The sequence below is a fragment of the Bradyrhizobium sp. AUGA SZCCT0160 genome, from assembly GCF_018130105.1.
Taxonomy (GTDB): domain Bacteria; phylum Pseudomonadota; class Alphaproteobacteria; order Rhizobiales; family Xanthobacteraceae; genus Bradyrhizobium.
In genome coordinates this window covers 21,166-42,984 of sequence record NZ_JAFCMD010000014.1, presented here as the reverse complement: position 1 = coordinate 42,984, position 21,819 = coordinate 21,166, and the positions used below count along the sequence as shown (strand labels likewise).

The following is a 21,819-nucleotide window of genomic DNA, read 5'->3' as shown; positions in this document are numbered from 1 at the left end:
TTCAGATGACTTGGTCGATCATCGCGCGCGATCCCGCAACCGGCCAGTTCGGCATAGCCGTCGCGACCAAATTCTTCGCGGTCGGCGCGCGCGTGCCGCATATCGTGGCCGGCATCGGCGGCATCGCGACCCAGGCGCTGGTCAATCCCTATTACGGCATCGACGGCGTCAAGCTGTTGAGAGAGGGACGTGCGCCGGACGACATCCTCAAGACCCTGATCGCCACCGACGACGGCCGCGAAAGCCGGCAATTGCACATCATGGATGCGAGGGGCCGCATTGCCGCGCATACCGGCCGCGATTGCGTCGACTGGCGCGGACACATTCAGGGCGACGGTTTTTCGATCGCGGGCAATATGCTGGCGGGCGCCGCCGTGCTCGATGACACCGCGAAAGCCTATGTGGCTAATGCCGGCTTGCCCTTTCCCCGCCGGCTGATCGCCGCGATGCATGCAGGTGAAGCCGCGGGCGGCGACAAGCGCGGCAAGCAATCCGCGGCACTGCTGATCCACGGCGACGAGGAATGGTCCGAGCTCAATCTGCGCGTCGACGACCATACCGATCCGCTGCGCGAGCTCGAGCGGCTTGAAGAAGTGAGCCGCGAGCGCTGGGTGCATTTCCGCGCATTCATGCCGACGCGCAAGAATCCTGCAGGGATTACCGATCGCGCGACCATCGACGCCGGCATCGAGGCCAGCATCAAAGCGGCGGCTGCAGGCAAGGCATGACTTCAAGCCCGCTGATCGAAATCGAGGGACTCCGCGTCGTCTTCCATGGCGACGATGGCCGCGCGACCCATGCGGTCGATGCCGTCGATCTCAGCGTGGCCAATGGCGCGACACTTGGACTGGTCGGCGAATCCGGCTGCGGCAAGAGCGTGACCTCGCTGGCCATCATGGGACTGCTGTCAAAGCATTCGGCGGTAGTCTCCGGCTCGATCCGCTTCGATGGTTTTGATCTGCTCGACGTCCCCGACGAGACCCTGCGCGACCTGCGCGGCAACCGGCTGGCAATGATTTTTCAGGAACCGATGACCTCGCTCAACCCGAGCTTCACGATCGGCGACCAGATCATCGAGACCATCCTGCGCCATCGCGGCGGATCGAAGCGCCAGGCGCGCGAGCGCGCCATCGAACTGCTGCGCCGCGTCCACATCCCCTCACCCGACAAGCGAATCGACGAATATCCGCACAAGCTTTCAGGCGGCATGCGCCAGCGCGTGATGATCGCGATGGCGCTGGCCTGCGATCCCCGCCTCTTGATCGCGGACGAACCGACTACCGCGCTCGATGTCACCCTGCAGGCGCAGATCCTCGATCTGATGCGCGAGCTGAAAGCTGCGAGCGGCGCCGCTATCATTCTGATCACGCACGATCTCGGCGTGGTTGCCGAAGTCTGCGACGAAGTCGCTGTCATGTATGCCGGCGAAATCGTCGAGCGCGCGCCGGTCGATGAGCTGTTCGCCAATCCGCAGCATCCCTACACCGTCGGCCTGCTCGGTTCGATCCCGCGGCTCGGTCGCCGCGCATCGCACCTCGCGACCATCGAGGGCATGGTGCCGAACATGGCCAATCCGCCGCCCGGCTGCCGCTTCTCGGCGCGCTGTCCTTTTGTCGCCGACATCTGCGTCGCGGCGCCGCCGCCGCTGGCGATCCTCAGCCCCGGCCACGCCTCGCGTTGCATCAGGGCGCCGCTGGAGCGGCTGGTGTCATGACCGCGCTGCTCGAAGTCGAAGGACTCGTAAAACATTTCGTCGCGGGACGTTCGGTGTTCGGCCGCACCACCGCCTTCGTCAAGGCCGTCGACGGCGTCAGCTTCCGTGTCGAGGCCGGCAAGACGCTGGCGCTGGTCGGCGAATCCGGCTGCGGCAAATCCACCGTGAGCCGGCTGGTGCTGCGGCTGATCGAGCCGGACGCCGGCAGCGTTCGCTTCGAGGGCCGCGATCTCCTCGCGCTGGGCGCCAATGAGCTGCGCAACTTCCGACGCGACGCGCAGATCATCTTTCAGGATCCCTACGCCTCGCTCAACCCGCGCATGACCGTCAGCCAGATCCTGACCGAGCCGCTGGCGCTGCACGACCTGGTGCCGGCGCCGCGCCGCCGCGAACGGGTCGAGGAATTGCTGCGGCTGGTCGGGCTGGAGCCGCGCTTTGCGCGGCGTTATCCGCATGAATTTTCCGGCGGCCAGCGCCAGCGCATCGCCATCGCACGGGCGCTGGCGGTGGAACCGAAATTGATCATCTGCGACGAGCCGGTGTCGGCGCTCGACGTCTCGATCCGCTCCCAGATCCTGAACCTGCTGCGCGATTTGCAGAACCGGCTCGGCCTTGCCTACATCTTCGTCTCGCACGATCTGGCGGTGGTAAAACACATCGCCGACCGCGTCGCAGTGATGAATCTCGGCGTCATCGTCGAGACCGCGGACGCGCAGGCGCTGTTTGCTGCCCCGCGGCATCCCTATAGCCGGGCTCTATTGTCAGCTATTCCCGTACCCAAGCCGCAAGCCAAACGCAGCCGCATCGTGCTGCAGGGCGAGATGCCGAGCGCGCTCGATCCGCCGTCCGGCTGCCGCTTTCATACCCGCTGCCCCTATGTGGTCGAGCGCTGCCGCACCGAAGTGCCGCAGCTCCTGGCCGACAACACGGGGCACGCCACCGCCTGCCACCGGATGGCGGAACTGCCGACGCCTGACAGCATCGTTCCCTCGGGCGGTGGCTTCTCGCCGGTGCTGGAAAAACTGGTCGCCGCCTTTGGACGGGCGGAAGGCGCGGGCCGCAACGGGGTTGATATATCAGGAACACGACCAACAGCAGTGTAATCAGAGGATGGGTGCGATGAAAATCTTGCGTTTGGCGGTGACCGCGGCGGCTCTGTTGCTGTCGTTCGAGGCGAGTGTGCAGGCCCAGACCACGCTGCGCATTGGCCTGGCCGAGGATCCGGACATTCTCGATCCGACCCTGGCGCGTACCTATGTCGGCCGCATCGTGTTCGCCGGCTTCTGCGACAAGCTGTTCGACATCGATGAGAAGATCAACATCGTGCCGCAGCTCGCGCTGTCGCACCAGACCTCGGCCGACGGCAAGGAGGTCATCATCAAGCTGCGGCCGGGCGTGAAATTCCACGACGGCGAGCCGCTGGACGCCGAGGCCGCAAAATTCTCGCTCGACCGCCACATGACGATGGCGACCTCGTTCCGCAAGCCGGAGCTGGCGCAGCTCGACCGCGTCGAGGTGGTCGATCCCCTCACCATCAAGCTGGTGCTGAAGACGCCGTTCTCGCCGCTGATCGCCCAGCTCACCGACCGCGCCGGCATGATGGTATCGCCGAAGGCGGCGAAAGCCGAAGGCGATAAATTCGGCCTGAAGCCGGTTTGCGCGGGCCCCTACAAATTCGTCGAGCGCGTGCAGCAGGACCGCATCGTGTTCGAGAAATTCGCCGACTACTGGAACAAGGACGCGATCAAGATCGACCGCATCGTCTATCTGCCGCTGGTCGACGCCACCGTGCGCCTTGCCAATCTCAAATCCGGCGGCCTCGATCTGATCGAACGCCTGCTCGCCACCGACATCAAGGCGGTGGTGAGCGACCCGAAGCTGAAATTGTCCAGCGCCATCGAGCTCGGCTATCAGGGCGTGACGCTGAACGTCGGCAAGGACAAGGCCAAGGGGCCGCTCAGCCAGTCCGCCAAGGTCCGGCAGGCGCTCGATCTGTCGCTCGACCGCGAGGCGATCAACCAGGTGGTGTTCAACGGCGAATTCAAGCCCGGCAACCAATGGGTCAATCCCGATCACCCCTATTACCAGAAGGCCTTTCCGGTCCGTGGGCGGGATATCGCCAAGGCCAAGGCGCTGCTGAAGGAAGCCGGCGTCACGGCGCCCGTCAGCGTCGATTTCATGGTGCCGAAGGGCGCGGAAACCGAAGCGGTGGCACAGGTGATCCAGTCGATGGCTTCCGAAGCCGGCTTCGACATGAAGATCAGGGTCACCGAATTCGCAACCTCGCTGAAGCTGGCTGAATCAGGCGAATACCAGGCCTTCATGCTGGCCTGGAGCGGACGGATCGATCCCGACGGCAATTCCTACGTGTTCCAGAAATCCAACGCGCCGCAGAACTACAGCGCTTGGTCCAATCCCGATGCCGACAAGGCGCTCGACGACGGGCGTCTGGTGACGGATCAGGCGCAGCGCAAGGCCATCTATGAGAAGCTGGCCAAGCTCGTGCTGGAAGAAAAGCCGCTGCTCTACATCTATCACCGCAAGATCCTGATCGCGCACAGTACAAAACTCGAGGGCTACAAGCAGATGCCGGACGGGCTGGTGCGCGTGACCGGGTTGACGCTGAAGTGAGGATGTTTAGCCGAGCGCACCGCTCTGCTCCCTCCCCCCTTGCGGGGGAGGGTTGGGGAGAGGGGTGCCACAGCGGTGGTGCCGGTGAGTTGCGAGCACCGTTGGCCGATCATGACCCGCTCGCCCGAAGCCACCCCTCTCCCTGTCCCTCCCCCGCAAGGGGGGAGGGAACCGTGCGGCTGGCACCGTCAGCACAATCCAAACTGCCCTTACTCCAGACAACACGGCTGCCATGCTGAACTTCCTCGGCCAGCGTATCCTGCAGCTGATCCCGACGCTGTTCTTCGTGTCGGTCCTGATCTTTTCGCTGCAGCACCTGTTGCCCGGCGATCCCGCGCTGGTCATGGCCGGCGAGGAGCGCGATCCCGAGGTGATCGCGCAGATCCGCGCGCAATACCGGCTCGATCAGCCGATCCCGATCCAGTACGTCTACTGGGTCAAGGGCGTGCTGTCGGGCGATTTCGGCGAGTCGCTGCGCATCAAGGTGCCGGTGCTGAGCCTGATCGCGCAGAAACTGCCGGTGACGATCCAGCTCGGCTCGATGGCGATCGTGATCGCCTTCCTGATCGGCATTCCCGCCGGCATCGTATCGGCCGTAAAGAAAGGCACGGCGTGGGACTACGGCGCCAACCTGTTCGCGCTGTGGGGCATCTCGACGCCGAATTTCTGGCTCGGTATCATGCTGATCTTCCTGTTCTCGATCGAGCTCGGCTGGCTTCCGGCCTCCGGCTATGTGCCGCTGTCGGAAAACTGGCGCGCCAGCCTCGCCTCCACCATCATGCCCGCCTTCGTGCTCGGCAACGCCATCGCCGCGATCCTGATGCGGCATACCCGCAGCGCCATGCTGCAGGTGCTGGAGAGCGATTACGTGCGGACGGCGCGCGCGAAGGGCCTTTCCGAACGCTCGGTGATCCTCAAGCATGCGATGCGCAACGCGCTGACGCCGGTGATCACGCTGGGTGCGCTCGAACTCGGCACACTGCTGTCGGGCGCGGTGCTGACCGAGCAGATTTTTTCGATTCCGGGCTTCGGGAAGCTGATCGTCGACGCGGTATTCAACCGTGACTACGCGGTCGTGCAAGGCGTCGTGCTGACGACGGCGACGATCTACATCACGCTGAACCTTGTCGCCGATATCGCCTACGTCCTCGTCAATCCGCGGCTGAGGGCGTAACCCATGACCGACGTCGCCCTCGGCCCCCTTCCAAAAGTCGCCTCCGATGAACTGGAGAGTCCGGCGCGGCGTGCGCTTCGGCGGCTGTTCAAGCGCAAGGGCGCCGTGGTCGGCCTCGTCGTCATCGCGCTGTTCGTGGTGCTCTCGCTGTTCGCGCCGCTGATCGTGCCCTATGACCCGATTGCAACCAGCTGGTCGCTGGTACGCAAGCCGCCGACGTGGCAGCACTGGTTCGGTACCGACGATCTCGGGCGCGATATCCTGGCCCGCGTGGTCTATGGCGCCCGGGCCTCGCTGATGGCCGGCGCGATCTCGGTCGGGATTGCGCTCGGCATCGGCGTGCCGCTCGGCTTGCTGTCGGGCTATCGTGGCGGTTTCATCGACAGCCTGATCAGCCGCATCACCGATGCGATGCTGGCCTGCCCGTTCCTGATCCTCGCCATTGCGCTGGCGGCATTTCTCGGCCCGAGCCTCGGCAATGCCATGATCGCGATCGGCATCTCGGCGACGCCGATCTTCGTGCGGCTGACCCGCGGCCAGGTGATGAGCGTCAAGGTCGAGGATTATGTCGAGGCGGCGCGCGCGATGGGCAATCCGCGCTGGCGCATCGCGCTGTTCCATATCCTGCCGAACATCATGCCGGCGCTTTTGGTGCAGGCAACGCTGTCGATCGCGGCCGCCATCATTGCGGAGGCCGCACTGTCGTTCCTCGGCCTCGGCCAGCAGCCGCCCTCGCCGTCCTGGGGCAGCATGCTCAACGCCGCGCAACGTTTCCTGACCAACGCGCCCTGGATGGCGATCTGGCCGGGACTGGCGATCTTCCTCGTGGTGCTGTCGTTCAACCTGGTCGGCGACGGCCTGCGCGACGCGCTCGATCCAAGGGAGCGGTAGGTACACCGCTCTAACCCCGTCATTGCGAGCGTAGCGAAGCAATCCATCTCGCGGCGTAACGGATGGATGGATTGCTTCGTCGCAAGAGCTCCTCGCAATGACGGCAGAACTCGACCCCTAAATCACCAGCTCCCGCAACACCCTCCGGCAATCCATCTCATACTCGAGATCAATCACCGGCGGCCTTGCAAAATGCCAGGTCAGGCCCGAACGCGCGGCGCCGCGGCGGACCAGCTCTTCGGCAAACATCGGATGGAAGTCGTGGATCGTGTAGGTCTGCGCCGCCGTCGCGTCCTTCCAGCCGAAGCCGAATTCGGCCATGCGCTTTTCCATGGCGCCGACCACGTAGCTCACTTTCTCTTTCATCCCCTCCGGGCTGAGGTCGCGGTAACGCACGGTGCGCTCGGCATAGGTTGCGCCACCTTCCAGCGATTCGCCGCTGCCCGCGATCACGAAACTCGGCGTCATGTTCCCGCTGGGGCGCGTGAACGAGAAGGCATAGAACGACGGCTCGGCGGGCGGGTCGATCTCGGGACAGACATTGCTGCGCGCCACGGGATTGGTGGTGCCGTCATAGATATCCCATTCGGCGAGCGTCTTGACGTAGTGCAGGTTGAAGTTCCGGAATCCTTCATCGGTGAAGGCCGCCGGCGAACGCAGCTCGCAGGCGCAAAACGACGTCAACGGCCTGCCCTCGGCCTGAATATACTTGGCAATCTGCGCAAAGCCTTCGGCCAGCGCCACCGGTTTGTCGAACCGCACCCGCTCGATCTCGAAACCGGGGTTGGCCGCAGCCCCGGCGGAATACTGAAACACCGCCGGGATGAACCGGTAATTGCCTGCCACAAAATCGGTCGTCATATCCGCTCTCCGTTTCCCGTTATTCCAATTGCATGCGGACGCCCTTGGCGCCGTTGAGCAGCCGCTTCAAATGAAAGCCGGCGAGCGCATCGTCGGCATGCGCGCCGACCAGCGCCGCAAAGGCCGGCATTGCCGCCGGGTCACCGGCCTCGAGCTTGGCGAAGGCTTCGGAGTATTGCGACGTCGCTGGGCTCTCAAACGCCGCTGCCGTCAACGGCTCATAGGCGCGCAGCGGCTCGCTGCGCCCGCGCAGCACGAGGTCGCCGACCGGCCGGCCGCGGAAATCTCCGGCGCCATCAGCGACGACCGCGCTGACGCAAATCCGCGTGCCCAGGTGCTTGTTGGCGGCCTCCAGCCGCGCCGCGGTGTTGATGGTGTCACCATAGGCGGTGTAATCGAAAAACCTGCTGCCACCGAAATTGCCGACCAGCGCGGAACCGGCGTGGACACCGACGCGCGTGGCCCCGAAACTCACACCCTTTTTCTTCCAGCGCAGACGGAATTCCTGCGCCCAGCTATCGAGATCGTGGGCGCAGGCGATCGCGCGCCTGGCGTAATCAGGCTGATCTCCCGGCGCATTGAACAGAACCTGGATCGCATCGCCGATGATCTTGGCGACCGTCCCCTCATGGGCGAACACCACGTCGGTCATGCCGCCCACATAGTCGCCGAGCAGCGTCCCCAGCACGTCGGGTGCGGCGGTTTCGACCAGCGAGGTGAAACCGGTGATGTCGGTGAAGATCGCCGCGACCTCGCGCCAATGCACCTCCATGCCGTCGCTGTCGCCGATGGCGGCAAGACGGCTCGCAATCTGCGGCGAGAAATAGCGCGACAGCGAAGCGTGCGCGCGCTCGGCCTCGGCCTGGCGGCGGCGCGCCTCGCGCATCATCTCGACATGGCGGATGGTCTTGTCGATCGTCATTTCCAGATCGCCGAAATCGATCGGCTTGGTCAGGAAATCGAACGCGCCGCGGTTCATCGCGGTACGGATGTTGCTCATGTCGCCATAGGCGGACACGATGATGGTGGATTTCTTGTCTTCGGCCTCCTGCAGCTTGGCGAGCAGCGACAGGCCGTCCATGCGCGGCATGTTGATGTCGGATACCACCATGTCGACATGCGGGTTCTGCTCGATCGAGGCCAGCGCTTCGATTCCGTCATGGGCGAACACAAAGGTCACGCTGCCGTCGCGGATCTGGCGACGGAATTTCTGCAGCACCAGAGCCTCGAGATCGGGCTCGTCGTCGACGACGAGGATCGTTGCGGTCATGCGGCTTGCCCGAGCCGGGTATCGATCTCGTGGCGCAGCAGCGCAAAATCGATCGGCTTGGTCAAGAGGCCGATCGCGCCGCGCTCGATCGCCTTGCGGCGGGTTTCGGCATCGCCATAGGCGGTGATCATGATGACGGGCACATCAGGCCGCGCCGCGCGCACCTTCGGCAGCATTTCAAGCCCGCTCATGCCGGGCATGTTGATGTCGGACAGGATCAGGATCAGCGACGGGTCACGAACTTCCGCAGCACGCTCCAGTGCCGCAGGCGCCGACGGCGCAAATTCCATGGTAAAGCGACCGGACTTGAGATCGCGCCGGAACTGCTGCCGAAACAGCGCCTCGACATCGGGCTCGTCATCCACAACGAGGATGTAAACGCTCAATTTTTGCCTCCAGTATCGTTGGGCATGATCTTATCCGAAAATCGGTCTCCAGTTTTCGGGATCATGCCAGCGCTACGCCTTTTCGCGGCAGCGTAATAATGAATTCGGTGAATACATCAGGCTCCGTCCGTACGTCGATCTTGCCGCCATGCTGTTTCACCACGATGTCGTGACTCATCGACAATCCGAGCCCGGTTCCCTCGCCAGCGGGTTTCGTCGTGAAGAAGGGATTGAACATTTTTTCCTTCACTTCCAAGGGGATACCGGTACCGTTGTCGCGAATCCGGATTTCCACCTTGTTGCCGAGGTTTTTCGTCGTCGCCGTCAGAACAGGCTCGAAGCCCGCCTCGCCCTTCTCCTTGCGCTTGGTCGCGGCGTAAAAGCCGTTCGAGATCAGGTTGAGGAATACCCGCGTGATTTCCTGCGGATAGAGATCGATCATGCCGGCCTCGGGATCCAGATCGCGCTTGAGCGTGATGTTGAATCCGGATTTTTCCGCCCGCGCGCCGTGATAGGCGAGGTTGAGGCTTTCCTCGATGATCGCATTGATGTCGGCGGACCGGACTTCGCCTGATCCCTCGCGCGAATGCAGCAGCATGTTCTTGACGATCGAGTCGGCGCGCTTGCCGTGCTGCACGACCTTTTCGAGATTGCCCTTCAGCATATGGGTGAGTTCGTCGATCTCCTCGCGGGTCTTGCCGTCGAGCGCGGCGGGCTTCAGCACATCGTTCAGCTCGTCGATCAGTTCCGCCGACAGCGCCGAGAAATTGTTGACGAAATTGAGCGGGTTCTTGATCTCGTGGGCGATCCCCGCGGTGAGCTGGCCGAGCGAAGCCAGTTTCTCGGTCTGTATCAGGCGGTCCTGCGCGGTGCGGAGATCGTCGAGAGACTCGCTCAGATCCTTGGTACGTTCGCGCAATTCTCGGAGCAGCCGCGTATTCTCGATGGCGATCACGGCCTGGTTGGCGAAACTGCTGACAAGTGCGATCTGCTTGTCGGTAAACGGCCGGACCTCCTGGCGATAGATCGCAATCGTTCCGATCAACTCGTTTTCCTTGAGCAGCGGAACGATGACAATGGTTCTGGCCCCCGCAAGATCGGACATCGCAACAACGGCTGGATGGCCTTCGAGATAGGGCTGTTGTGTCCGAAGATCCTCGATCTGGACCGCCTGATGCGTTCTTACAATCATGCCAAGACCGCTCTTCGGATGCGGATAGATCGGCTCATCCGCCTGCGCGACATATGCTTGCGGTACGTTGAAGAGTGCAACGTTGCGGAAGCAGTTGCCGTCGTACTGATTCATCGTGCCAAAATGCGCGCCGCAGATATGGGTGGCGTTTTCGAGCATCTTCTGGAACACCGGATCCAGTTCGCCCGGAGATGAGCTGATGACTTCCAATACTTCCGATGTCGCGGTTTGCTGTTCGAGCGTCTCTCTCAGTTCCGCGGTCCGCAATTCGACCTTCTTCTCCAAATCCGCATAGGACTCCTGCAGCCGCGCGCCCATGTCGTTGAACTGGTTGGCGAGGCCTTCGAGTTCGTCGCCGGTCTTGATGGTGATGCGCTGGGCGAAATCGCCGCCGCCGATGCGTTCGGCGCCGGCCCGCAATGCCTGGATCGGGCCGACCATGCGGCGTGCCAGGAAGATTCCGGCGAGCACCGCAAGGATCGATGCCGCCGCGAGCAGCAAGGCAAGCCGCTGCAGCGCCTGGTACAGCGAGGCGTAGGCTTCCTTGACCGGCAGTTCGACGAACATCGTCCATCCCAGCGGGGCGATCGGCGCGGATGCCGTCAGCACCTCCTGCCCCTGGATGTTCAGCGCGCCCTGCAATTCAACGGCTTCGCTGGTTCTGCCGGTGCGGGCGGCCTGCACTTGGCTGAGCTTCGACATGTCGGTGTTGCGCAGCACCAGGCTGATATCGGGATGGGCAATCAGGCGTCCCGTCGGGCCGACGACATAGGCGTGGCCGCGTTCGCCGACCTTGATCTGCGAGACCACGTCCCAGATCAGCTTCAGATTGACCTCGGCGATGCTGACACCGGCATCCTTGCGGGTGCCGGCCAGCGATAGCGTCATGTAGGGCTCGGACTCCCGGCGAAAATACACCGGCCCGTAAAACACCTTGTTGGCGACGGCTTCCGTGAATTTCGGGTCTTTGGAAAGGTCGAGGCCGGAGTCGACGACATCCATTGCCAGCCGCGACACCCGCAGGCGTTCCTTGCCGGTGGAATCGATCTGCGACAGTTCGGTGATCGCCGGCACCTGCCGCAGCAGGCGGAGCGCGTCGAACCGGCGATCCTGCAGCGATCCGGCCGACCAGGGCAACTGGGTGGTCCAACCCAGCTGGCTTTCGATTTCCTTGATGAACTGGCCGATCTTGGCCGCGGCGGCTTCGGCCTGCTCGTGCTGGATCCGGATCAGGGAAGTTTTGTGCTCCCGATAGTAGAAGAAAACCTCGAAAATCCCGTTGGAAAGCAGCGCGACGCCCACCACGGCAACGAACAGCGCGACGTATTTGGTGAACAGCCGGTTGCGGGTTCTGGTCCCGGGCGCCCCCTGCGCGGGCACAGCATTCTCCGCGGGCGAAGCAGCCGCCAGCGTGCGCCCCTCTGGGGTGCCGGGATGCAGGGAAATGCTCATGCCGGCCAAGCTATCAAGAAGCCTTGAGCTTGTCCCTTGCCGCACCGCGGCAAACCGGCCGGAGCTCATAACGAAAACGGCGGCGATCAGGACCGCCGCCGACTTCGTCCTATTCGCCCGCCATGCTCAGGTCGGTTTGAGCCCAGGCGTTCCCAGATCGAAATCCGCGATTTCCTTCGTCCGCTGCGAGCCGGCCTTGGCCTGGTGGTCGGTCGCCATCCAGACATAGACCGCCGGCAGCACGAACAGCGTGAACAGCGTACCGATCGACATGCCGGAGACCACGACGAGACCAATCGAGAAGCGGCTCGCCGCACCTGCGCCCGTTGCGGTCAGCAGCGGGATCAGGCCGGTGACCATCGCCGCCGTCGTCATCAGGATCGGACGCAGCCGGATCCGGGCCGCCATCTCGATCGCCGAACGCTTGTCGAGGCCTTCCTTGAGCTGCAGTTCGTTGGCGAACTCCACCATCAGGATGCCGTGCTTGGTGATCAGGCCGACCAAGGTCAGCAATCCGACCTGGGTGTAGATGTTGATCGTCGCTACGCCGAAGAACAGCGGGATCAGCGCGCCGACGATCGCCATTGGAACGCTGATCATGATCACCAGCGGATCGCGCAGGCTTTCGAACTGCGCCGCCAGCACCAGGAAGATGATGATCAGCGCGAAACCGAAGGTGATCGCGAGCTGGTTGCCTTCCTGCACATATTGGCGGGAATCGGCCAGATAGTCGTGACCGAAGCCGGCGGGCAGCTTCTTGGCTTCACCTTCGAGGAAGTCCACCGCCTGCCCAACCGTCACACCCGGCATCGGCACCGCCTGGAAGGTCGCGGAGTTCAGCTGGTTGTAATGCGTCAGCGAATTTGGATCGGTCGCGGTCTCGATCGACACGATGGTCGACAGCGGCACCAATTGCCCGGTGTTGGTCGGGACGTAGTAACCGCCGAGCGATTCCGGCGACAGCCGCATGCCGCGGGGCACCTGCGGGATCACCTGATACGAGCGCCCCTCGAGGTTGAAGCGATTGACGTAATTGCCGCCGAGCAGAGTCTGCAACGTGGCGCCAACCTGCGCCATGTTGATGCCGAGATCGCTTGCCTTGGAACGGTCGATGTTGACCCGCACCACCGGCTGATTGAAGTCGAGGTCGCTGTCGGAGACGATGAACAGGCCGCTCTTGCGCGCCGCGTCCTTTAGCTTGTTCATCTCCTCATAGACGGCCTGGAAGCCGGCGGTCGAATTGATCACCATCTGTATCGGCAAGCCGCCGGGCCCGCCCGGGAGCGGCGGCAGGTTGAACGCGAACGCCTGGACACCTTCGATCTTGCTGATCTCCGCCTGTACCAGCGGCTTCAGCTTGATCGAGGAACGTTCACGCTCGTCCCACGGCTTGAGCAGCATGCCGGCGATGCCGCCCTGCGGCCCATTGATGCCATTCAGGACGAAGCGCAGGTCGGTTTCGGGAAATTTGGCAAACGCCTTGTCGAGCTTGTCGCCGTAGAAGTCGACATAGTCGATGTTGGCGTATTTCGGCGCCTTGGTCACCGAGAACACGATGCCCTGATCCTCTTCGGGCGCGAGTTCCTTGGCCGTGTTCATATAGAGGAACCCGACCAGACCGAGGATCGTCAGCGCGAACACGCCGGTGATCGGACGATAGTCGAGCGAGCGATCGAGTTGCCTTCCGTACCAGCGCGTCATCGCGCCGAACACCCGGTTGACGATCCTGGCGAAACGCCCCTCTTCAGCGCTCTTGAGCAGCACCGAGCACATCATCGGCGACAGCGTCAGCGCAATCACGCCGGACACGATCACCGAGCCCGCGAGCGTGAAGGCGAATTCGCGGAACAGCGAGCCGGTCAAGCCGCCGAGGAATCCGATCGGTGCATACACGGCCGCCAGCGTGATCGTCATCGAGATCACGGGACCGACGATTTCGCGCGCACCCTGCAGTGATGCCTGTACCGGTGTTTTTCCCTCTTCCAGATGGCGATGGATGTTCTCGACCACCACGATGGCATCGTCGACCACGAGCCCGATGGCGAGCACCATCGCCAGCAGCGTCAGCAGGTTGAAGCTGAAGCCCAGCGCCAGCATCAGGCTGCAGACGCCGATCAGCGACAGCGGAATTGTGACGACGGGAATGATGACCGAACGGAACGAGGCCAGGAACAGGAAGATCACGACCACGACGATCAGCATCGCCTCGATCAGCGTGTTCTGCACCTCGTCGATCGATGACTGAATGAACTTGGTGGAATCGTAGGCCACCTTCATCTTCATCGAAGGCGGCAAGTTGCGTTCCAGTTCCGGAAACAGCGCACGCACGCCCTTGACCAGCGTCAACGGATTGCCTTGCGGGGTCGCCTGCACGCCGATGAAGATCGCGCGCTCGCCGCTGAACGCGACACTCGCGTCGGTGCTTTGCGCCGCCAGCTCGACGGTCGCGATATCCTCGACCCGAACAAAGCCGCCGTCCTTGGACTTGACGATCATCCGCTTGAACTGATCGAGGCTCCGCAGGTCGGTATTGGTCGTAATGTTGGAGACGATGAAGTAGCCCTTGGCCTGGCCGGCGGCGGCCTGGAAGTTGTTGGCCTGGATCGCCGCCTGGACATCGCTCGGCGATACGCCGCGCCCGGCCATCTTGACCGGATCAAGCCACAGCCGCATCGCAAACGTCTGGCCGCCCAGAATGTCGGCCGACGCCACGCCGTCGACGGTCGACAGCACCGGCTGAACCACGCGCGTCAGATAGTCCGAGATCGCCGAACCGGACAACTCCTCGCTGGAGAAGCCGAGATACATCACGGCCGTTGTCTGGCCGGTTGTCTTGGTCACGATCGGATCGTTGGATTCTTTCGGGATCAGATATTTGACCGAGTTTGTCTTGGCGAGAACTTCGGTCAGCGCCTGGTTCGGATCGAAATTCAGCTTGATGTAGACCTGGATCGTGCTCGTGCCCTGCACCGACGACGACGTGATGTAGTCGACACCTTCGGCGGAGGCGATCGCCTGCTCGATCGGCGTCGTGATGAAGCCCTGAATCAAATTCGCCGACGCGCCCGGATAGACGGTGGTGACGTTGATCACCGTGTTCGACAGCTTCGGATACTGCCGGATCGGCAAGACGCTGGCGGCCCGCAGACCGAGCAAGAGGATCAGCAAACTAACGACGACCGACAAAACCGGGCGCTTGATGAAGATATCAGTTAAGGCCATCGCTGGTTATCCAGTTCAAACGTATGGGCACGGTCCCTCCACGAGACCGACGCCTGAATCCTGATGTTGCAACGCGGCCCTGCGGCCGCGTCACGTTCAATAGCGCGGCGGCTTCGCCGGAATCACAGGCGCCGGATCGGCCGAAACCGTCACCGCCGCACCCGATTGCAGCTTGAGCTGTCCGACCGCAACGACACGATCGCCGGGCTTCAGCCCCTTCAGGATCTCGGCACGCCCGTCGATGCGGTTGCCGGTCTGCACGAAGGTGCGCACCGCCGTCAGGCTGGTCTTGCCGTCATCCTCTTTCTTCTCGGTCAGGAGATAGACGGAGTCGCCATAGAGCGTGTAATCGACCGCGGTCTCGGGAATGGTGATGACCGGCGGCTTGTCCGGCAGCACCACCGTGGTGGTCGCGAACATGCCCGGCTTGAGGATGCGTTCGGGGTTGTCGATCGTCGCCTGCACGCGAATGTTGCGCGTGTCGGTAGCGATCTGCGGCTCGATGGTCGTGATCTTGCCCTCGAACTTCCGGCCCGGATAGGCGTCGACCCCGATACGAACGATCTGTCCGACCTTGAGCGCGCCTGAGTCCTTCTCCGTCACGGTGAAGTTGGCAAACAGCCGCGACAGATCGGTCAACGAAACGATCTGCGTTCCCGCCGTCAGGTACTGACCGACCTCGACCCTGCGAACGCCGAGTTCGCCGTCGAACGGGGCCCGCACCTGCTTTTGCGAGATGATGGCCTGGGTCTTGGCGATGCCGGCATTGGCCTGGTCGAACGCCGATTGCGCCTGGTCGACGGTTGCCTGCGGCCCGAACTGGCGGCTTGCCAGTTGCTTGGCGCGCTCGAGCGAGAGCTGCGCCATCGTCGCCTGCGCCTTGAAGCTGGCGAGGTCGGCCTGCTCGGGACCATCGAACAACTGCACCAGCGGGGTGCCTTCCTTCACGGTGGTGCCCGCGGTGAACATGATCTCGGTGATACGGCCGTTCAAATCCGAGGTGACATTGACCTGATGCACGGCGGCGAGATCGCCGACCGCGGTCAACAGGTTGGGTATGACTTCGGACTTCGCGTCGGCAACGCTGACGCTGGTCGGCGGCGGTTTGTTGTTGGCAAAGAACTGCGCGATCATCTTGCCGCGGAAATAGTTGAACCAGACCAGGCCGCCGACCAGCAGGCTCAGCAACAGCCCGACGACGATGAACCAGCGCACCATCCGGACCGGACGCTTGCGCGCCTTGTCGCCGATCGGCTGACCCTTGAGGTGGCTTTCGGTTACGATATTCATTTCATGCACTTTCTGCAGTTACCGATTGTCCCGAATTCGGCGACGGCTCGTGGTCCAAATGCCTGGTGATTGCAGCCTCGTTTAGTCCGATGCCGCGAAGGATGAATTGGCAAAGCTGCCGCTCGACATCGGCGGCGTTGCCGTAGGTGAGACAGGGCACCGCAGGAAGCCGCGACAGCGCGGCCATCAGCACGGTGTGATGCGCAAACCAGAACAGGTTGAGCGGCTCGCTGCCGATCTTCGACGCGTCCCCCGCGGCAATCGCGCTTTCGAGCGAGGCGGTGAACACCGAGCCGATCAGCTCGCTGACCTTGGCGTAAAGCAGCCGGGCGAATTCGCCGTCGTCGAGATGGCTCGTCGTCATCAGCCGCAGCCGCTGCGCCTCTTCCTCGTCGGGGCCGTCAGAGACCTGCATGAAGTGCCCGACCATGCCCTTGATCAGTTCGACCAAGGTCGCGGTCGACGGCGCCTGGCCCAGCAGATGCACCAGATCCGGGTCGGCCTCGCACTCTTCCGCCAGGATTTCCGCATAGAGCGCGGCCTTGGAGGGGAAATGCTTGAACAGCAGCCCTTCCGAAATGGCAGCCGCCGCCGCCACGCTCTTGGTCGTGGTGCCGGCAAAGCCATTGCGGGCGAAGCACCGCTTGGCGGCGCTCAATATCAATTGACGCCGTAAATCACTCGTCATGCGAAGGCTGGACATGGGCGTGTGAGTAATCACTCACCTTGACCAAGTCAAGGTTTTATTGCAGCGCAAACCGGACATTTCGGCCCAGATCGGCTGCAATCCCAACGCGCCGCGAAGGCGATAATGAAATCGGCATCCCGGCTGGAGCTACCGCTCCAGATTGGAGCCGTCGCTCAGCGCGGCGTTCGCATTCACTCGGGGCGCGGGAGCGCTTTGGGCTGGACGGTACACGGCACGCCGCCTGCCAAAGGCGCGAAAACCGTGCAACGGCTTCAATTGGAGTTGACCCCGGCCCGGGGACGGAGTTTAAATTAGTTGCAACTGCGACTAATTTAAACTGACGCGACCGCGCCAGTCTTGTCCACCTTCGCAAAGAGCATGACGCGCCATGAATTGTGATGCACGGGAGCTGTCGGCGGATTTCGACCTGGAGAAGCTGACGCCGGACTTCTATGCCAACCCTTATCCGACCTATCGTGCCCTGCGCGAGAACGAGCCGGTCAAGCGGCTGCGCAACGGCTCCTACTTCCTGACCCGCTATGACGATCTGGTCGCGGCCTACAAGGCGACCAAGGTGTTTTCGTCCGACAAGAAGAAGGAGTTTCTTCCGAAATATGGCGACAGCCTGCTCTACGAGCACCACACCACCAGCCTCGTCTTCAACGATCCGCCCGCCCACACCAGGGTGCGGCGGCTGATCATGGGCGCGCTGTCACCGCGCGCGATCGCCGCGATGGAGAGCGACCTGATCGGGCTGGTCGACGGGCTGCTCGACGGTCTCGCCGCCAAGGAAAGGGTCGACCTGATCGACGACTTTGCCGCCGCCATCCCGATTGAAGTGATCGGCAACCTGCTCGACGTCCCGCACGAGGAACGCGAGCCGCTGCGCGACTGGTCGCTCGCCATTCTCGGCGCGCTGGAGCCCGTGATCAGCAGGGAAGTGTTTGCGCGCGGCAACGAGGCGGTGAAGGATTTTCTTGGCTATCTCGAAATCCTGGTCGAGCGGCGGCGCGCGAACCCCGGCAACCCCGAACGCGACGTGCTGACGCGGCTGATTTTTGGCGAGGACAATGGCGAGCGGCTGACCTCGAAGGAACTGCTGCACAATTGCATCTTCCTTCTCAACGCCGGCCATGAGACCACCACCAATCTGATCGGCAACGGGCTGGTGGCGCTGTCGCATTACCCGCACCAGAAGACGCGGCTGATCGAAAATCCCGCTATGATCAAGACCGCGGTCGAGGAGATGCTGCGGTTCGAAAGTTCGAACCAGCTCGGCAACCGCATGACGGTCGAGCCGGTCGAGCTCGGCGGCGTAGCCATGCCGTCAGGCACGCCGGTGACGCTGTGCATCGGCGCCGCCAACCGCGATCCTGCCCAGTTTGCCGATCCCGAAAACCTCGATATCGGCCGCACGCCGAACCGGCATCTCGCCTTCGGTACCGGGGCGCATCAATGCGCCGGGATGGCGCTGGCGCGATTAGAAGGCGCGATCGCGATCTCGCGCTTCCTGGCGCGGTTTCCGGACTATGCGCTGAACGGCGAGCCGGTGCGCGGCGGCCGGGTGCGCTTCCGCGGATTTCTGAGCGTGCCGTGTCTGGTCGGCGAAACCACGCGGGCGTCGTAGGCGGCAGCCTGCTTATGCCGTCGCCGGTTCGCCTGCGATCGCGCGGTCGATCGCATCGATCAACACCTGCATCTCCAGGAATTTGGCGCGCGCCCGCTCGGCCTTGTCGCGGTCGAACGGCGCCGCGAGCACCTTGGCGTGCGCATCGCGGTCTTCGAGCATGCGATCCCTCGCCTTCTTCAAATTGTCCAGTCGGTCGCTCATGCGGGCTCGCTTTGCTGTTGGGGTATCAGGCTTTGCCGGGAATCGCTGCGTGACCTTACGGCATGGCGAGCCCGCTTCCGTGAAATAAATCGGGTTTGGCCGAAGCGGCCCTGTATCTATCCTTCGGCAAATCGCTACCCTCAGAGCCGCTTAACATCATCAAATCGACGGGAGACCGGCATGGCCAAGGGTGAGCAACGCAGCAATCGCGAAACCAAGAAGCCGAAGAAGGAAAAGATCAAGACCATCGCCGCGGCGCCGAGCCAGAAGGGCGTCGGCAACCTGCAATCGGGCTTTGCCTCGGGCAAAAAGAAATAGCTTTCCGATCCGTCTGACCAAGCGGGTCATCCTGAACGGGATAAGGGGGCGGCTCTGTTCGCCGCTCGGGTTCCCGCCTGTCGCTTGCTCCCTGTCGCCAAGCTTGGCCGGTAATTAACCCGCGGTTTACCATGTTTGCGTACCTTTTTTCGCAACCGGCGTTTCGAAAAAGGGCCTCCCGTATGGCGTACCGCGCAAATCAGCAGCTTCGTGAGGACATCTGGGATTACCGCTATCCCACCGCGCCCGCCCCGCTGCCCGACGAAGAAGAGAAAGTCGTCAGTTTTGCCCGGCAACCCGCGAAAGGACCCGGCACGACAGCGCTCAGCCTGATGCAGCAGGCCACCGAGATGTTCGAGGGCATCGAAAACCAGGCCCGCGAGACCGAAGCCCGCGCCCAGTCGCTGTGCAAGAGCGCCACCGAGCGGCTGCGGCTGGCCGAAAAGCAGCGCGACACTTCCGAGCGCTCGCGCCGCGAACTGATCAATGATTTCAATGCCCGGCTCGAGGAAATGGCGAAGGCCATGCAGCGGGCCGAAAAGCGTATCGTCAGCGCCGAGGATCATGCGATCGCCGCCGAGTTCCGCGCACAGGCCGCCGAGGCCCAGCTGCACAAAGCCAACCGCGAACTCGCCGCCATCGAAGACATGATCCGCAAGCGGCTTGTTTGAGATTCTCTCCTGCTGTCGTCCCGGCGAAGGCCGGGACCCATAACCACAGGCTTTCGTGGTTAGACCAAGCTGGCGCTCCAGCCTTTCTCAACAATCAACATTCGTGGCTATAGGTCCCGGCCCCCGTGCGCGATTGCGCACTAGGCCGGGACGACATAAACCTAAACCACCGACCGGTGCCGCTCGATGCAGGTCTGCAGCACCTCATCCATCGGCTTGCTCCACCACTCCTCCGAAAAAATCTCGATCTCGGAATAGCCCGCAAAGCCCTGCGCCTCGACGGCTGATCGCACCGACTTGATGTCGATCACACCGTCACCCATCATGCCGCGGTCGTTGAGGATGTCTTTGGTCGGCACCAGCCAGTCGCAGACGTGGAACGCCAATAGCCGATCTTTGCCGGCGCGCGCGATCTGTGGCAGCAATTCCGGATCCCACCAGATGTGATAGACGTCGAGCGCGACGCCGAGCGCGCCTGATCGCTTCGGATCGAGCGCGTCGCAGATATCGAGCGCCTGTTTGGTGGTGTTGACGCAGGCGCGGTCGCCGGCATAGGCGGGATGCAGCGGTTCGATCGCCAGCGGCATGTTGGCGCTATCAGCATATTCCATCATCTCGGCGATGCCGTCGTGGACCTGGCTGCGGGCCGCCAAAATGTCCTTTGAGACCGCGCTGCCCGGCCGCGAATATTGCGGCAGTCCGCCGACGACCAGCACGATGCAGGGCGCGCCCAGCGCCTTGGCTTCATCGACGGCGCGGCGGTTATCGTCGCGCGCCTCGATGCGATGCGCGGCATCCGATGTGAACATGCCGCCGCGGCAATAGCCTGTCAGTTCCAGCCCGGCGTCGCGCACCGCACGCGCGGCACGCTCGAGGCCGACGGCGGCGACCTGATCGCGCCACGGGTCGATGGCGCGGATGCCATGCCGCGCGCAGGCCTCGATGATCGCAACGAGATCGCCCTGCTTGCGGACCGTTGCGGTGTTCAGCGACAGCCAGCGGTGATCCTTCGAAAAATCCCGCATCAGGGCTCGACACCCCGTGTCGCCAGCACCGTCTTCATCCGCCGTGTCGCCAGTTCCGGATTGGCCAGCAGCCCCGCCTGGTCGGCCAGCCGGAACAATTCAGCCAGGTGCAGCGTCGAGCGCGTGCTCTCCTGCCCGCCCACCATGGCGAAGTGATCCTGGTGGCCGTTGAGATAGGCCATGAACACGATTCCCGTCTTGTAGAACCGCGTCGGCGCTTTGAAGATGTGCCGGGACAACGGCACCGTCGGCCCCAGCACGTCGTGGAAGCCGGCTTCGTCGCCGGCCGCCAGCCGCGACAATGCGTAGGACGCCGCCGGCGCAATCGCATCGAAGATGCCGAGCAGCGCGTGCGAAAACCCCTTGTCGTCGCCGGCGATCAGTTCGGCATAGTTGAAGTCGTCGCCGGTATACATCTTCACATTCTTGTCGAGCCGGCGGCGCATGTCGATCTCGCGCTGCTTGTCGAGCAGCGAGACCTTGACGCCGTCAACCTTGGCGGCGTTGGCATTGATGATGCCGACCGCAATGTCCATGGCTTCATCGAGGCTCGATGTGCCCCAGTAATTCGCCAGCGCCGGATCGAACATGTCACCGAGCCAGTGGATGATCACGGGCTCGCGGACCTGCGACAGCACGCGGTTGTAAACCCTGCCGTAATCGTCGGCATTGCGGCCGATCTTTGCGAGTGCGCGCGAGGCCATCAGGATGATGCGCCCGCCGGCCTTTTCAACAGCGGCGATCTGCTCTTCGTAAGCGCGGATCACGTCGTCGATGCTCTTGGCATCCTCGACCGCGAGGTGGTCGGTGCCGGCGCCGGAAAACACCAGCGCATTGCCCCTCGCCCTGGCAGCCTTCACCGAGCGCTGGATCAATTCCAGCGAGGTCGGCCAGTCCAGTCCCATGCCACGCTGCGCGGTGTCCATCGACTCGGCAACGCCGAGACCGAGGTCCCAGATATGTTCGCGGAACGCGATGGTCTTGTCCCAGTCGATCGCCGCCGTCAGCCACGGATCATTGTCGGCAAAGGGATCGGCCACCACATGCGCCGCCGAGAACGCGACGCGATTCAGCGTGCCTTCGAGTTTTGCGGGAAATACCCGCGACGCCGCCAGGCGATAGCTTTCGATGTTGCCGTTCGGGGTCGGCAGTTTCAGCGACAGCGACGAGACAGGCATTACCGGCTTGTTCATGGCCTTAACC

19 protein-coding genes are annotated in these 21,819 nt (G+C 63.1%); 9 read left to right on the top strand and 10 right to left on the bottom strand.

All coding sequences use genetic code 11. The features are described 5' to 3' along the window. Window positions 1–5 precede the first annotated feature (5 nt). From JQ558_RS21965 to JQ558_RS21940, 6 genes are all read left to right on the top strand, one after another. Complete coding sequence (locus tag JQ558_RS21965) at window positions 6–728, top strand: DUF1028 domain-containing protein (RefSeq protein WP_212295034.1); 723 nt, start codon at window positions 6–8, stop codon at window positions 726–728. Next, complete coding sequence (locus tag JQ558_RS21960) at window positions 725–1,714, top strand: ABC transporter ATP-binding protein (RefSeq protein ID WP_212210569.1); 990 nt, start codon at window positions 725–727, stop codon at window positions 1,712–1,714. The genes JQ558_RS21965 and JQ558_RS21960 overlap by 4 nt, the downstream gene beginning before the upstream one ends. Then, window positions 1,711–2,817, top strand: coding sequence for an ABC transporter ATP-binding protein (locus tag JQ558_RS21955; RefSeq protein WP_212295032.1), 1,107 nt, complete (start codon window positions 1,711–1,713; stop codon window positions 2,815–2,817). The genes JQ558_RS21960 and JQ558_RS21955 overlap by 4 nt, the downstream gene beginning before the upstream one ends. 16 nt (window positions 2,818–2,833) lie before the next feature. Further along, window positions 2,834–4,345, top strand: a complete 1,512-nt coding sequence (locus JQ558_RS21950; protein ID WP_212295030.1) for an ABC transporter substrate-binding protein — start codon at window positions 2,834–2,836, stop codon at window positions 4,343–4,345. A 232-nt stretch (window positions 4,346–4,577) separates the two neighbouring features. Then, window positions 4,578–5,519, top strand: a complete 942-nt coding sequence (locus tag JQ558_RS21945; protein WP_192737237.1) for an ABC transporter permease — start codon at window positions 4,578–4,580, stop codon at window positions 5,517–5,519. A gap of 3 nt (window positions 5,520–5,522) precedes the next feature. Continuing rightward, complete coding sequence (locus JQ558_RS21940; protein WP_212210564.1) at window positions 5,523–6,410, top strand: ABC transporter permease; 888 nt, start codon at window positions 5,523–5,525, stop codon at window positions 6,408–6,410. A 117-nt stretch (window positions 6,411–6,527) separates the two neighbouring features. Here the strand turns inward: JQ558_RS21940 and JQ558_RS21935 are convergent, their stop codons facing one another. The 7 genes from JQ558_RS21935 to JQ558_RS21905 form a co-directional block, all read right to left on the bottom strand. After that, a complete protein-coding gene (locus tag JQ558_RS21935; RefSeq protein ID WP_212295029.1) occupies window positions 6,528–7,271 on the bottom strand; it encodes a hypothetical protein in 744 nt (247 codons plus the stop codon). A 19-nt stretch (window positions 7,272–7,290) separates the two neighbouring features. Beyond that, window positions 7,291–8,541, bottom strand: a complete 1,251-nt coding sequence (locus JQ558_RS21930; protein WP_212276445.1) for an adenylate/guanylate cyclase domain-containing protein — start codon at window positions 8,539–8,541, stop codon at window positions 7,291–7,293. Then, window positions 8,538–8,927, bottom strand: coding sequence for a response regulator (locus tag JQ558_RS21925; protein WP_212210558.1), 390 nt, complete (start codon window positions 8,925–8,927; stop codon window positions 8,538–8,540). Before JQ558_RS21925 ends, JQ558_RS21930 begins: the two co-directional genes overlap by 4 nt. A 61-nt stretch (window positions 8,928–8,988) precedes the next feature. Continuing rightward, the gene (locus JQ558_RS21920) at window positions 8,989–11,571 is read right to left on the bottom strand and encodes an ATP-binding protein (RefSeq protein WP_212295027.1); all 2,583 of its coding nucleotides are present in this window, start codon (window positions 11,569–11,571) and stop codon (window positions 8,989–8,991) included. A gap of 126 nt (window positions 11,572–11,697) precedes the next feature. Further along, window positions 11,698–14,793 carry a MexW/MexI family multidrug efflux RND transporter permease subunit gene (locus JQ558_RS21915; RefSeq protein ID WP_212276443.1) on the bottom strand — a complete coding sequence of 1,032 codons (3,096 nt, stop codon included), beginning with the start codon at window positions 14,791–14,793 and terminating at the stop codon, window positions 11,698–11,700. Between the two features lie 96 nt (window positions 14,794–14,889). Beyond that, window positions 14,890–16,083, bottom strand: coding sequence for an efflux RND transporter periplasmic adaptor subunit (locus JQ558_RS21910; RefSeq protein ID WP_212295025.1), 1,194 nt, complete (start codon window positions 16,081–16,083; stop codon window positions 14,890–14,892). Window position 16,084: 1 nt separating this feature from the next. Further along, window positions 16,085–16,786, bottom strand: coding sequence for a TetR/AcrR family transcriptional regulator (locus tag JQ558_RS21905; RefSeq protein WP_212210549.1), 702 nt, complete (start codon window positions 16,784–16,786; stop codon window positions 16,085–16,087). A gap of 373 nt (window positions 16,787–17,159) precedes the next feature. Between JQ558_RS21905 and JQ558_RS21900 the strand changes: the two genes are divergently transcribed. After that, on the top strand, window positions 17,160–18,398 hold the full coding sequence (locus JQ558_RS21900) for a cytochrome P450 (protein ID WP_212210547.1): 1,239 nt from the start codon (window positions 17,160–17,162) through the stop codon (window positions 18,396–18,398). Between the two features lie 12 nt (window positions 18,399–18,410). Here JQ558_RS21900 and JQ558_RS21895 read toward each other — a convergent pair whose 3' ends face one another. Then, window positions 18,411–18,602: a hypothetical protein gene (locus JQ558_RS21895; RefSeq protein WP_211997564.1), complete on the bottom strand. Its 192-nt coding sequence runs from the start codon at window positions 18,600–18,602 to the stop codon at window positions 18,411–18,413. Between the two features lie 180 nt (window positions 18,603–18,782). Between JQ558_RS21895 and JQ558_RS21890 the strand changes: the two genes are divergently transcribed. Beyond that, complete coding sequence (locus JQ558_RS21890; protein ID WP_211997565.1) at window positions 18,783–18,920, top strand: hypothetical protein; 138 nt, start codon at window positions 18,783–18,785, stop codon at window positions 18,918–18,920. Window positions 18,921–19,102: 182 nt separating this feature from the next. After that, window positions 19,103–19,591, top strand: a complete 489-nt coding sequence (locus tag JQ558_RS21885; protein ID WP_212295023.1) for a hypothetical protein — start codon at window positions 19,103–19,105, stop codon at window positions 19,589–19,591. Between the two features lie 161 nt (window positions 19,592–19,752). Here the strand turns inward: JQ558_RS21885 and JQ558_RS21880 are convergent, their stop codons facing one another. Together JQ558_RS21880 and JQ558_RS21875 are read right to left on the bottom strand one after the other, a co-directional pair. Beyond that, window positions 19,753–20,616 carry a sugar phosphate isomerase/epimerase gene (locus tag JQ558_RS21880; RefSeq protein ID WP_212295021.1) on the bottom strand — a complete coding sequence of 288 codons (864 nt, stop codon included), beginning with the start codon at window positions 20,614–20,616 and terminating at the stop codon, window positions 19,753–19,755. Further along, complete coding sequence (locus JQ558_RS21875) at window positions 20,616–21,809, bottom strand: dihydrodipicolinate synthase family protein (protein ID WP_212295019.1); 1,194 nt, start codon at window positions 21,807–21,809, stop codon at window positions 20,616–20,618. The genes JQ558_RS21880 and JQ558_RS21875 overlap by 1 nt, the downstream gene beginning before the upstream one ends. Between the last annotated feature and the right edge of the window lie 10 nt (window positions 21,810–21,819).